Below are 13150 nucleotides of genomic sequence, written 5' to 3'. Positions count from 1 at the left end.
GTCAGGACGTCTTCTGGCCAAGAAGCCGCTTGCGCGCGGCGTCCACCGCCCGGTCGATGATCATGCCCGGCGCGCGGGGATCGTCGAACTGCATCTCGACCGCGATGACGGTGGCAGCCGCGGCAAGCTCCGCCGCCGTTCCGCCATGGCCGGCAAGGCGCACATGGTCCTTCGCCGTCGTGACGAGCATCAGCGCCTGCCTGCGTGCCGTCTCGAGGAGGTCACGCATCTGGTCTTCCTCCAGATGGCTGTGGTCGGGAAAGCTGCGGCTTTCCGCGATCTCGGCCCCGAGGCTCTCGACCGTGCGGAAGAACTTGCCGGGATCGGCAATGCCGGCGAAGGCAAGCACACGCCTTCCGGCAAGTTCCGGCATCGGCTTCGGCATCAGCCGCGCTTCCATCACGCCGAGCCCCGCCCTTGCCGCCCGGCGGATCAGGTAATCCGCATTGTCGCCGTCGCCCACCTTCAGGAGAGCGGTGGCATGACGCAGCTGCACGTCCATCGGCGCCCGCACGGGGCCGGCGGGGATGACGAAACCGTTGCCGGTTGACCGGTGACTGTCGACCACGAGCAGCGCGAAATCGATGGCGAGCCGGGCGCTCTGAAAGCCGTCATCCATGATGATGAGCGTCGCGCCCTCCCGGATCAGCCGTTCGGCGCCCTCGAGCCGCCGGCGCGCGATCACCGTCAGCGCGGTGCGGGCGAGAAGCAGGGGTTCGTCCCCCACCGCATCGGCGCGGTGATGATCCGGATCGACCACCGTGGTGACATCGATGGAGCCGCCATAGCCGCGGCTGAGGAAGCCCGGAACGAGGCCCTTCGCCTTTGCCGCCTCCGCAAGTGCCAGCGCGGTCGGTGTCTTGCCCGCACCGCCGGCGGTGAAATTGCCGGCGCAGATGACGGGAACGGAAACGCCGGTGCGGGGCGCATTGGCCATGCGATAACCGGCGATGCGGCCATAGAGGAACGAGACCGGGGAAAGCGCATAGGCGCGCCAGTCTGCCTTCGTCCACCAGAAGGGCGGAGAATCCGATACCATCTGCATGCCGTCCCGAAATCCAGCCGCGCGGAAAAGCAGCGACTTCAAGGTAGCAGGAAAGCCCAGGAACGCGCCGCCCGCAACTGCTAGAAATTGCGGGGGCAAAGCGGGCATGGCAAAAACTCCGGAAAGCGGATGCGGCGCTCAGGCAAGCGCGGGCAGGATGCTCTCGAGTTCGGTGATGTCGTTGAGGCAATGATCGGAGGCGGCCGACAGCGATTCCCGCGAGCCGGTCCCGGTCAGCACGCCGACCTTCAGCCCGGCGCCGGCGCGCTGGCCCATGTGCAGGTCGTGATTGTTGTCCCCGACCACGGCGATCTCGCTCACGTCGATGCCGGTGGCTTCGCTGAAGCCGAGAACCATCCCCGGTTCCGGCTTGGTGCCGAAGCCGCTGTCATAGCCCGCCACGTAATGCACCAGATGGGCAAAGCCGAAACGCTCGGCGGTGTGGCGGATCGAGCGCTCGTTGTCGCTGGAGGCGATGCCGAGCTTGTACCCCTTGCCATGAAGGCTTTCGAAGAACTGCCGCAGGTCGGTCACCGGGACGGCGCGGCTCGCGGCGGAGGCAAAGAGGCCGTCCATATGGGCGACGAGCTCTTCCATCTCCCGCCGGGCGCCGGCGGCAACCAGACCTTCGGAGATCTCGCGGGTGTTTCCGGCCGCAAGAAGGCTGTCCGGAACCACGTAGCCCGTTTCCGGGTCCATGCCCGTCTCGCGCAGCAGGTGGTTTGCAAGCTCCTGGTCGCCGTCGGCGGCGAAGATCGCCAGCTCGCGGTTCACCGGCAGCCAGCTCTTGGCATAATCGAGCAGCGTGCCATCCTTGTCGAAAAGAATGGCGCGAATGGTCCGAGTGCCGCTCATGAAGTCCTCCCCCGAAGATCGTGCGTCAGCCGCGCACCGCAAGCCGCGGCTGAAGCCGGGCCTTGACCGTGAGCGGGTTGATATAGGGCTCCAGCCCCTTGATGGTGGCGGTGAGTGCGCCGCGCATCTCTTCCACCGTCTCCAGACCCGCCTTGATCATGGTCTGGCGCGCATTGTCGTTGGACAGCAGGTAATGCACCGCCTTGGCGAGCATTTCGGTGTCGCGCACCATGCGGGCGCTGCCGTTGCGCGCCAGCCGCTGATAGGTGTCGCGGAAATTCTGCACATGCCCCCCGGACAGCACGGCGCAGCCGAGCAGGGCCGGTTCGAGCGGGTTCTGCCCCCCTTCGGCAAAGAGCGAGCGGCCGACAAAGGCCACTTCCGTCAGGCGCAGGTAGAGCCCCATTTCGCCGATGGTATCGCCGAGGAAAACATCCACATCGGGGGTGAGCGCATCCCCGCGGGTGCGGCGGGCGACCTTCAGCCCCTTTTCCTTCAGCTGCGCCTCGAGAGCGTCGCAGCGCTCCGGATGACGCGGCACGACGATGGAAAGCAGTCCGGTGCGCTCCTTCAGTGCATTGTGCACCTGCGCTGCCGCCATTTCCTCCCCCTTGAAGGTGGAGATGGCTGCCCAGGTGCGGCGATTGCCGAGCTGACGGCGGTATTCCGCCAGCACCGCCGGATCGTGCGGCGGCACGTCCGTATCGACCTTCAGATTGCCCGAGGTCATCACCGGAAGCGCGCCGAGATCGCGGAAGCGCTCGGCATCCGCCTCCGATTGCGCAATTACCAGCGCGAGATTTTCGAACAGCGCCTCGGCGATGGACGGCCGCTTGCTCCAGCTCGCGAAGGACCGGTCCGACATGCGGGCATTGACCAGGATCTGCGGGATATGCCGCTCGCCGAGCCCCATGATGGTGACAGGCCAGATCTCCGATTCGGCGATGATCGCCACATCGGGCTGCCAGTAATCGAGAAAACGGTCGATGGCAGGCTTGAGGTCGAGGGGAACATACTGGTGCAGCACGTCCTCGCCGAGCCGCGTGGCGGCCAGATGGGCGGAGGTCGTGGTGCCGGTGGTCAGCACCACCCAGATGTCCCGTCGGCGCATTTCCCGGATGAGCGGGATGACGGCGGAGGTTTCGCCGACGCTTGCGGCATGAAACCAGACCAGCGGGCCGGCGGGGCGCTCGAGGCTCGGAAAGCCGAAGCGCTCCAGACGGCGCGCACGGTCTTCCTTGCCCTTGGCGGCGCGGTAGCTGAGATAGGGGCCGAGCAGCGGGTAGGCCGCAAGCCCTGCCAGCTTGTAGCTCGAAAGCGCGAGCCGCGCGAAACGGCTGCTCATCGGATCGCTCTCCGCGCCCTTCCGGGCAGAGCCATGCTCGAGATCAAGGTCTTCATCCCCGCCATTGCCGTGTGCCGCACGCCTTTGCGGCATTATTATTATGTAAGGGCGTCCCATCCGATATAATTGCGTCTAATTCGCGACGCAACCGAAGACGGGTTGTATTCGGCGCGGATCAACTCCCCGGCGAAAGCAGCTTGTGCATGTGAACGATGAAGTAGCGCATGTGCGCATTGTCCACCGTCTGCTGTGCCTTTGCCTTCCAGGCAGTCAGCGCGCTCTGGTAATCCGGGAAGATGCCGACGATGTCGAGTTTCTCCAGATCCCGGAACTGGACGTCCTGCAGATTTTCGAGCTCGCCACCGAAAACCAGGTGGAGAAGCTGCTTCTTGTCTTCCGTTTCTGCCATTTATCAAGCCCCTTCTGTGGTGCGGTCCTCCCGCCCCTCCTTGGCTCAAAGACGGGCCGGGGTCAACCGTGCTGAAGCGCCGCGAATTCCCGCGCCAGCGGCTTCACCAGCGAGCCCGCCGCACCGCAGAGAACCGGGTGGCTCACCTCGGCGCGGTTATAGGCTAGGGCCTGCCCCTGAAGGTCGGTCAGGCGGCCGCCGGCGCATTCGAGAATGAGGTCGGCTGCAGCCAGATCCCAGTCGTGCGAATTGCGCTTTACCAGCGTCCCGTCGATCCGCCCCTCGGCCACCATGGCGAGCCGGTAGGCCAGCGACGGCACGTGGGTGATGCGGGTGATCGACTGGCGCCGTTCGGGCGGAAACTTCGCCAGCATGTCCTCCGGCACGGCAAGCCGCATCGGCTCGCCCTCGTGCCAGCGGGTGGTGGCGATCGGCAGCCCGTTCTTGAGGGCCGGCCCGCCGGCGATGGCCAGATATTCCTCCTCCAGCGCCGGTGCATGGAGCGCGCCGGCAACCGGCCGCCCCTGGTGCACCACCGCGACGCTGACGCACCACGTCACCTCCCCGCCGATGAAGGCGCGGGTCCCGTCGATGGGGTCGATGACGAAGGCGGTCTCGCAGGAAAGCCGGTCCCGGCTGTCCTCCGTCTCCTCCGAAAGCCAGCCATAGCCCGGGCGGGCGCTGCGCAGCATGTCGGAGAGGCACTCGTTGGCGGCAAAATCCGCAGCGCTGACCGGCGAGCGATCCTTGTTCTTCCACCACACTTCCGGCGACTGGCGGAAATAGCCGAGCGCGACCGCCCCGGCGGCGCGCGCCGCCTCCGCGATGAGGGCGAGATCGTCGGCCCAGGTCTGGGCACCGGTGATGCGGAGGGTCATGGGATCACTTTCCTGCGAGCGTCATGCCCTCGATGGCGAGCGTCGGGCTGGCGACACCGTATTTTCGATCGATGTCGCTGGCCGGGGTCACCCGCATGAACATGTCCTTGAGGTTCGAGGCGATGGTGACCTCCGAAACCGGGAAGGTCAGCGCGCCATTCTCGATCCAGAAACCGGAAGCGCCGCGGCTGTACTCGCCGGTAATCATGTCGACGCCCTGGCCGATCAGCTCCGTGACGTAGAAGCCATTGCCGACCGAGCGGATGAGCTCCTCCGGGGAGACTTCGCCGGGCTCCAGCGACAGGTTGGTTGAAGACGGCGATACCATGGTGCCGGAGCGCACGCCGCGCCCGTTGGTGGCAAGGCCGAGTTCGCGGGCGGTGGAGGTGGAGAGGAACCAGTGCTTCAGGACACCGTCCTCGATCATCGCAAGCCGTTCCCCGGTGACGCCCTCGCCATCGAAGGGGCGCGAGGAAGAACCGCGCACGACCAGAGGATCGTCGATCACGTTGAGCCCGGCCTTGAGCACCCGCTCGCCCATGCGGTCGCGCAGGAACGAGGTCTTGCGGGCGACAGAGGCGCCGTTGATCGCACCGGCGATATGGCCGACGAAGCCGCGCGCCACGCGCGGATCGAAGACGACGGTCACGCCCTGCCCCGTTTCCACCTGCCGCGGATTGAGCCTTCGCACCGCGCGCTCGCCGGCGCGGCGGCCGATCTCCGCGGGATCGTCGAGCTCGCCGAAATAGAGGCGGCTGTCATAGTCGTAGTCGCGCTCCATCTTCGTGCCCTCGCCGGCAATCACGCTCGCCGAGCAGCCGAAGCGGGAGGCGGTGTATGACCCTTCGAAACCGTGGGAGGTCACGAGAACCAGTCCTCCGAAGCCGGCGGAGGCTCCGGCGCCGCCGGAATTGGTCACGCCGGCAACGCCAAGGGCCGCCGCTTCCGCCTCGAGCGCCATCTCCCTGAGCCGTGCGGTCTCGACCGTCGTCGGATCGAAGAGCGCGAGATCGGGATAGGATTTTGCCAGCCGCTCCTCGTCCGCCAGGCAGGCGAACGGATCCTCCGGCGAGACCCGGGCCATGGCAACGGCGCGTTCGGCCAGCACCTTCAGGTCGAAGCCGGGATTGGCCGAGACGCTCGCCACCCGCCGTCCGACGAAGACGCGAAGCGAGAAATCGTCGCTCTCGGAGGCCTCGGTGTTCTCCACCTTGCCAAGGCGCACGGAAACCGACTGGGATCGGGAGCGCACCACGACCGCATCGGCGGCATCAGCACCGGCGGCTCTGGCGAGCTCGATCAGCTGCGCGGCGCGATCGACTAGGGTGCTGCTCTTGAGTTCTGACGTCATGGGAAGGCCTTTCGTTGCCCTGCATTTATTCCCCGACCCCCGCCGCATCAAGGGGCGGGCGAGAAGTTTTGGCCGGACCCCGGGCCCCTGCCCCTCAGAGCATGACCTCGATCAGCGAGGGGCCTTCGGCGGAAAGCGCCCGCGACAGCGCCGTGCAGAGTTCCTCCGCCGTCGTCACGCGGGTGGAGGGAACGCCCATGCCCTCGCCCATCTTCACCCAGTTGAGATCGGGGCGGTCGAGGTTCATCATCGCGAGCGCGCTCGGGCCGGGCTCGCCGGCGCCCACGCCGGCAAACTCCATCTTGAGGATCTGGTAGGTGCGGTTCGAAAAGACCAGCGTGACGACGTGAAGGCTTTCGCGGGCCTGCGTCCAGAGCGCCTGAAGGGAATACATCGCACTGCCGTCGCCGGTCAGGCAGATGACGGGACGGCCGGGCGCGCCGAGCGCCGCACCGGTCGCGACCGGCGGGGCAAAGCCGATGGAGCCGCCCATGTTCTGCAGCCAGTCATGCGGCGCGGCCGTTGCCGTCAACGGATAGGAGCTGAACCCGCCGGTGATCGCCTCGTCGACGACCACCGCATCCTCCGGCATCAGGGCGGCGAGCGCCTGGGCGATGGCGAGCGGATTGAGCGCCCCGGTCGGCAGTGCGGCTTCGGCGCGCATGGCGCGAACCGGCTGAACTCCTGCCGCGCCCACCGCTTCGGCCAGCGCCTCGAGCGCTGCCACGACATCCTCCTGCAGACCGCACAGGGGATGGATTTCCGCCTCCGGATGGGACAGGACGCTCGGCTTGCCGGGATAGGCAAAGAAGCCGACCGGCTGGCTTGCCTGGACCGTCACGATGTGGCGATAGGGCTTCAGCACCTCCACCGCATGATCGACCGGATAGGGAAGCCGCTCGGCCGCCACCCGGCCCGCCCCCCGCTCGACGCGGGCGGCGAAGGTCTGGCTGAAGGGGCGTGCGCCGGTCTTCGCGACGATCCGCCCGACGATCTCCATGGCCTTTGCCGTCAGTGCAGCACCGCCGAGGAAGAGCGCGGCCGGCTGTCCGGAAAGAAGCGCCCTTGCCGCGGCATCGATGGCATCCGCGCGCGGGGCGAGCGGCTGGCGATGGGGGGCGGCGCTGGTGGCGGGGTCGAAACGGAGGGGTGTTCCAGCCTCGTTCCAGGCCGCGTCACCGGGCAGGATGAGCGTGGCGATGGCGCCCGGACGGCCATTGGCAGCCTCGATCGCCTCCGCCGCATGCCGGCCCACATCATCGGGCGCGTGGGAGCGCTTCAGCCAGTGCGAGACGGGGCGCGCGATGCCATCGACATCGCTGGTCAGCGGCGCATCATACTGCAAATGCCAGCTTGCATGATCGCCAACCACGTTGACGATGCCGGAGGAGGCTTTCATCGCGTTATGGAGCGCGGACAGGCCGTTGGCGAGGCCGGGGCCGAGATGCAGCAGCGTCGATGCCGGTTTGCCGGCCATGCGGTAATAGCCGTCCGCAGCGCCGGTAACCACACCCTCGAACAGTCCCAGCACGCAGCGCATCCGGGGATAGCGGTCAAGCGCGGCGACGAAATGCATCTCCGAGGTGCCCGGATTGGCGAAACAGACGTCGATGCCTCCCGAAAGAAGCGTGTTGACCAGGATTTCCGCGCCGTTCATGCCCATCTCCTCTCGATTGTGCGGCCTTGATATCGGCGATCGAGGCAGCCGCGCAAGGGAGAAGGCGCTCGCCCGAGTGCTTATCCGCAATGCCACGGGTCGCACAGGGCAGACATGCCCCCATGCATTGGCGCGGCGGGCGGTTGGCTTTACTATGCAATCATCAATTTTCAGATTTTGGCGCCGAATCGCACAGGACCCTCCTTCATGACCACCCCCAACGCCCTTTTCGCCGAAGTCCTCGTGCTCCTTGGCGGGGTGACCGTCGCAGCGCCGCTCTTCAAGAAGATCGGCCTTGGCACGGTGCTTGGCTATCTCGCGGCCGGGGTGGTCATCGGGCCGCTCCTCAGGATCATCACGACGGGGGAGGAAATCCTGTCCGTCTCGGAGCTGGGTGTCGTTTTCCTGCTGTTCATCATAGGGCTGGAGCTGAAGCCCTCGCGGCTCTGGCAGATGCGGCGCGACATCTTCGGGCTCGGCATGGCGCAGGTGGTGGTGACGGGTCTCGTCCTGACCGCCGCCATCCGGGTGACCGGCCTACTCGATTGGCGGCCGGCCATCGTCGCAGGCTTCGGGCTGGCGCTCTCTTCCACCGCCTTCGCCATGCAGATCCTCGAAAGCGAAAGCGACGTGAACACCCGCTACGGCCAGCGCTCCTTCTCGCTGCTGCTGTTCCAGGACCTTGCGATCGTGCCGCTTCTGGCGCTCACCAGCTTCCTCGACGGCTCCGGCGAGAAAGCGGCCAATCCGCTGTGGGTGGATATTCTCGTTGCGGTCGCCACCGTGGGCGGCATGGTGCTTGCGGGGCGCTACCTGCTTTCCCGCATCTTCAACGTGATTGCGCGCACCGGTGCGCGCGAGGCGATGATTGCGGCAGCGCTTTTCCTCGTCCTCGGTTCGGCGACGCTGATGCAGGCGGTTGGCCTCTCGATGGCCATGGGTGCCTTTCTTGCGGGCGTGATGCTGGCGGAAAGCAGCTACCGCCACGAACTGGAAGCGGATATCGAACCCTTCCGCGGCATTCTGCTCGCGACCTTCTTCATGGCGGTCGGCCTTTCGCTGGAGATCGAGGTGCTCCTCGACAAGCTGGTGGTGATCGCCATTGCCGTGCCGGCCATGATGCTGCTGAAGGCGGGCGTGATCTATGGCCTGTGCCGCATGACGGGCTCCAGCCACAACGACGCGATCCGCATCGCCTTCCTCCTGCCGCAGGGCGGCGAATTCGGCTTCGTGCTGTTCACCACGGCGGCGGCTTCCGGCCTGTTCTCCGCAGAAACCGCCTCGCTGCTGATTGCGGTCGTCACCCTTTCCATGGCGCTCACACCGCTCGGCTCCGCCCTCTCGCGCCGGATGCTGACCAAGGGCGAGAAGGAGGAACTGGAGGAGGATTTCGAAGGCGCCGGCTCCGACGTGCTGATGATCGGCTTCTCCCGCTTCGGACAGATCGCCTCCCAGATGCTGCTTGCCGCCGGACGCGACGTGACCATCATCGACACCTCTGCCGATCGTGTCCGGCAGGCGGAGCGCTTCGGCTTCCGCATCTATTTCGGCGATGGCACCCGCAAGGACGTGCTTATCGCCGCCGGCATCGAACGGGCGAAGATCGTCGCGATCTGCACCCATCAGCGCGACATCACCGACCGCATCGTCGATCTCGTGCAGGCCGATTTTCCCGACGTGCGGCTCTTCGTGCGCTCCTATGACCGCATCCACACCATCGCGCTCAGGGAAAAGGGCGTGGAATACGAGCTGCGCGAGACGCTGGAATCCGGCCTGCTTTTCGGCGCCCGCACGCTGGAGGCGCTCGGCACCGACGAGGCGACGGCCGACGAGATCCGCCGGGACATCCGCCGCCGCGACGAGGAGCGGCTCGCCATACAGGCCGCCGAAGGCATCTATGCCGGCACCGACAAGCTCCACACCCGCCCGGTCACGCCGGAGCCGCTGATGAAGCCCCGGCACGGAAAGGTGGCGGAAGAAGCCAAGACCTGAACGGAGCTCTCGCCCTTCTTGTCCATTCCGGCATTATAAAAGGGGAGAATATCTGTGTCAGAACAACAGTTATCCGCTCCCCTGAACCTCAGGCTGCCCCTGACGTGCTGCAACAGGTCGGGGCCGTGCCCTGAAGACCTGTCTCGCGAGTGAAGGACGCGAGATACCGGAGATCACCCGGTATCATTTTTTATGGGCGCCTATCTCGTGGATCATCGAATTCGCGCTGGAGACATCCAAGATCCTGCGTATCCGCCATGGGCGGGAAAAGCCGCCGGAGCTGCCGCTGCTCCCGATCGGGATCATGAAATCGGATATCGTCAGGAGGCCCTGAGGCGCTTCTCCATTTCGCTCTCGAGCGCGCGTTTCAGGTCTTCCTTGATGCCGGCCGAGGCGTCCAGCACCTGGCCTGCCTTGAGGAAATCGAGCACCCGGAAGCGGTTGACGGCCGGTCGCAGGAAGATGTGGGGCGGGCCGAGCTTCAGCTTCAGCGCGATGTTGGCCTGCATCATCAGCTGACTTGCACCGAACAGGCTGTCCAGCCGGTTGGGCACATGGGTGCCGTCGCCCTCGGGCCCTCCGACCACATCGATGCCGATGACGATGTCGGCCAGGGGCAGAAGCTCCTCGTAGGGCACGGGGTTGAAGATGCCGCCATCGATCATCACCCTGCCCTCGACGGTGACAGGCATGAAGATTGCCGGCAGCGCTGCACTCGCGGCAAGCGCCTTCACGAGCGCGCCCGTCTCGATGACCTTCTCGCACTGGCCGTAATAATCGGTGGCCGAGACCTTGAGCGGGATCTGGAGGTCGGCGAAATCCTCGGGCAGGGCTTCCGGCAGGAAGACGCCCAGGATGCGCTCGAGATTGAACTGGCCCATGCGAAAGCCGCCCGACATGGCGGCCTTGACCGTGGAGGGACGAAGGCTCCAGAGGCGGTTGACGACATTGGCGCGGTTGCCGACGGTTGCGAGCGTGTGCTCGCGGATTTCAGCGCCGGAGAGGCCGGCGGCCATGCCGGCCCCCATGATCGCGCCGATGGAAGCACCCGAGATCGCTACCGGCCGTATGCCGAGCTCGTCCAGTGCCTCGATGACGTGAATATGGGCAAGGCCCCTGGCGCCGCCGCCGCCGAAGGCGATGGCAATCGTGGGCGTGCTGCCCGAAGGGCTGGTCCTGCCGGCATGGTGCGCGCGGGTCATGCGTATCCGTCCTCGATCCGCATGGCCCGGGAGGTCAGGGCCTATAGCGGTAGAAATGCATCCTGGTATCGCCAAAGGTGCGGTCTTCCAGTCGCTGGAAAACCGCATCCATTGCCGGCTCAATATCGGCCCGTTCTTCCAGAACGACAAGCGCGCCGGGCTTCAGCCAGTTGCCGGCGGCAGCGGCGGCAAGCGCCTTCTCCCCGAGACCCTGACCATAGGGCGGATCTGCAAAGGCAAAATGAAAGGCTTCCATCGTCCCGGCAGAGCCGAGATCGGTGGCGTCCCGACGCAGCATCCGCGCCCGGCCGGTCAAGCCCAGCGTCTCGATATTCTGCCAGAGCAGGCCCCTGCCCTCGACGCTCGATTCGACGAAGAGGCCGAAGCGGCACCCCCGCGAGAGCGCCTCGATGCCGACGGCGCCGGTCCCGGCGAAGAGGTCCATCATCCGCGCCCCATCCAGCGCATCGGGATAGGTATGGGCAAGAATGTTGAACAGGCTTTCGCGCGTCCGGTCCGTGGTGGGCCGTATGGCGTTTGTCTTCGGCGTGGCGAGCGCGCGCCCGCGCAGGTCTCCACCGACGATGCGCATGGTGGCTCAGCCCTTCCTGCCGCGCGGGCCGCCGGGCTTGCCCGACGGACGGCCACCGGAAGGCTTGCCGCCGAAGGGGCGGTCGCCGGAGGGCTTGCGGCTCATGGGGCGATCACCCCTTTCGCCGCGCGCCGGACGGTCGCCCCGGGCAGGCCGGTCACCGAAGGAGCCCCTGTCAGCCCGTTCGCCACGGGGCGGACGGTCGTCGCGGTCCTCGCGCGGCTTGCGGTCGCCGAAGGACTTGCGGCCGCCAAAGCCGCCCTCGTCCTTCTTCGGCGCGGGATTCTCGGCGCGGATCCAGTCCCGGTCCTCCTGGGCACGGGTCACCTTGACGCGCGGTCCCTTGATATCGGGCGAGGCAACGACGGGCTTGGCATTGGGGATCGCGCCGCGCTTGGAGCGCTGCTTGTCGGAAAGGGGCTTGGCGCCCGGCGCCATCCAGACATTGGCGGTGCGCGTCGTGCCGGCCGGCTTGCGCTTCGGGCGGGCATCGAACTGGTCGTCGCGCTCGTCCTTGCGGTCGAAACCCTTGCCCTTGAACGGCTTTCCGCCTGCTGCCGGCTTGCCCCGGCGTTCGGGGCGATCGTCGAAGGCGTGGTCCGCTGCCGCGGGTCTTGCCCGGGCGGGTTTCCTTGCCGGGGCTTCGTCTGCCTCGGCCTCACCCTCCTCGCGGACAGGCTGGTTGAAGATGGGGGCGTCGAAATTGGCCTTGGCCTCCTCGATCAGGCGGGGGCCGAGCTGGTCGCGCAGCAGGCGACCGCGCACCTCCACCACCGCGCCTTCCGGCAGGTCACCCAGCTGGAACGGGCCGTAGGACAGGCGGATCAGGCGGTTCACGTCGAGACCGAGCGCGCCCAGCACGTTCTTGATCTCGCGGTTCTTGCCTTCGCGCAAGCCCATGGTGATCCACACATTGTGGCCCTGCTGGCGGTCGAGGACGGCATCGATGCCGCCATAGAGCACGCCGTCGACGGCAATGCCGTCCTTCAGCGTGTCGAGCTTCGCCTGGTCGATCTCGCCATGGGCGCGCACGCGGTAGCGACGCAGCCAGCCGGTCGAGGGCAGTTCGAGAACGCGCGAGAGGCCGCCGTCATTGGTCAGCAGCAGCAGGCCTTCGGTGTTGATGTCGAGCCGGCCGACGGACATGACCCGCGGCAGATCGTCGGGCAGGTTGTCGAAGACGGTCGGACGGCCTTCCGGATCGGAATTGGTCGTCACGAGGCCAGCAGGCTTGTGATAGAGCCACAGGCGGGTGCGCTCGATGCCCCGCACCGGCATGCCGTCCACCTCGATCTTGTCGGCAAGCGTCGCAAGCACGACCGGCGTGTCCAGCACCGTGCCGTTCAGCGAGACCCGGCCTTCCATGATCATCCGCTCGACGTCGCGGCGCGAGGCAACGCCTGCGCGGGCCAGCAGCTTGGAAATGCGCTCGGGCTTCGGACCGTCGGTCGCCGCTTCGACGGCAACCGGTGCCGGACGCGGGCGTGCGGGACGTGCCGGGCGTGCATCGCCTTTGGCCGCAAAGGGCTTGCCCTTGCCGGCAGGCTTTCCGAAGGAGCGGCCTTCGCGCTTTTCCCCGAAATGGCTCTTTTCGCGTTTTGCGCCCTCGTCGCGCGCGCCTGCGGGGCGCGATTTGGCGAAGGGGCGTTCGGATCGCTCGCCGTCGGCGGGCCGGTCAGCGCCGCGCGGGCCGCCGAAACGCTTCCCCGGCGGCTTGCCGGAAGGTTTGCCGGAGCGGTTGCGATTGGCGCCGTCGCGCCCTGCGGCGGGCCTGCCGCCACGGCTGGACTTGTCTTTGGATGTCATTTGCTGTTTGCCTTGGTT

11 protein-coding genes are annotated in these 13150 nt (G+C 66.7%); 1 reads left to right on the top strand and 10 read right to left on the bottom strand.

The features are described from left to right. Position 1: 1 nt before the first annotated feature. From lpxK to GGR23_RS07500, 7 genes are all read right to left on the bottom strand, one after another. Positions 2-1039, bottom strand: a complete 1038-nt coding sequence (gene lpxK, locus GGR23_RS07530; RefSeq protein ID WP_183365781.1) for a tetraacyldisaccharide 4'-kinase — start codon at positions 1037-1039, stop codon at positions 2-4. A gap of 144 nt (positions 1040-1183) precedes the next feature. After that, positions 1184-1900: an HAD family hydrolase gene (locus GGR23_RS07525; protein WP_183365553.1), complete on the bottom strand. Its 717-nt coding sequence runs from the start codon at positions 1898-1900 to the stop codon at positions 1184-1186. A 25-nt stretch (positions 1901-1925) separates the two neighbouring features. Next, positions 1926-3245 (bottom strand): lipid IV(A) 3-deoxy-D-manno-octulosonic acid transferase, encoded by a 1320-nt coding sequence (gene waaA, locus GGR23_RS07520; protein WP_183365552.1) that lies wholly within the window; start codon positions 3243-3245, stop codon positions 1926-1928. 175 nt (positions 3246-3420) lie between these two features. Beyond that, a complete protein-coding gene (locus GGR23_RS07515) occupies positions 3421-3654 on the bottom strand; it encodes a DUF4170 domain-containing protein (RefSeq protein WP_183365551.1) in 234 nt (77 codons plus the stop codon). 62 nt (positions 3655-3716) lie between these two features. After that, positions 3717-4532 carry a 3'(2'),5'-bisphosphate nucleotidase CysQ gene (locus GGR23_RS07510; protein ID WP_183365550.1) on the bottom strand — a complete coding sequence of 272 codons (816 nt, stop codon included), beginning with the start codon at positions 4530-4532 and terminating at the stop codon, positions 3717-3719. 4 nt (positions 4533-4536) lie between these two features. After that, the gene (locus tag GGR23_RS07505; protein WP_183365549.1) at positions 4537-5883 is read right to left on the bottom strand and encodes a TldD/PmbA family protein; all 1347 of its coding nucleotides are present in this window, start codon (positions 5881-5883) and stop codon (positions 4537-4539) included. A 94-nt stretch (positions 5884-5977) separates the two neighbouring features. Beyond that, positions 5978-7540: an acetolactate synthase large subunit gene (locus GGR23_RS07500; protein WP_183365548.1), complete on the bottom strand. Its 1563-nt coding sequence runs from the start codon at positions 7538-7540 to the stop codon at positions 5978-5980. 207 nt (positions 7541-7747) lie between these two features. Here GGR23_RS07500 and GGR23_RS07495 point away from each other — a divergent pair, with 207 nt between their 5' ends. Then, positions 7748-9532, top strand: coding sequence for a monovalent cation:proton antiporter-2 (CPA2) family protein (locus GGR23_RS07495; protein WP_183365547.1), 1785 nt, complete (start codon positions 7748-7750; stop codon positions 9530-9532). Positions 9533-9852: 320 nt separating this feature from the next. Here the strand turns inward: GGR23_RS07495 and GGR23_RS07490 are convergent, their stop codons facing one another. From GGR23_RS07490 to GGR23_RS07480, 3 genes are read right to left on the bottom strand one after another with little or no spacing between them, the layout of a single operon-like run. Further along, positions 9853-10734 (bottom strand): patatin-like phospholipase family protein, encoded by an 882-nt coding sequence (locus tag GGR23_RS07490; protein WP_183365546.1) that lies wholly within the window; start codon positions 10732-10734, stop codon positions 9853-9855. A gap of 34 nt (positions 10735-10768) precedes the next feature. Then, entirely contained in the window at positions 10769-11326 is a 558-nt protein-coding gene (gene rsmD, locus GGR23_RS07485) for a 16S rRNA (guanine(966)-N(2))-methyltransferase RsmD (RefSeq protein WP_183365545.1), read from the bottom strand. Between the two features lie 6 nt (positions 11327-11332). Continuing rightward, the gene (locus tag GGR23_RS07480) at positions 11333-13132 is read right to left on the bottom strand and encodes a pseudouridine synthase (protein ID WP_183365544.1); all 1800 of its coding nucleotides are present in this window, start codon (positions 13130-13132) and stop codon (positions 11333-11335) included. Between the last annotated feature and the right edge of the window lie 18 nt (positions 13133-13150).

Origin of the sequence: Gellertiella hungarica (assembly GCF_014197145.1) — a bacterium.
In the GTDB taxonomy this organism is placed as follows: Bacteria; Pseudomonadota; Alphaproteobacteria; order Rhizobiales; family Rhizobiaceae; genus Gellertiella; species Gellertiella hungarica.
This window is presented reverse-complemented; position numbering and strand designations above follow the sequence as displayed.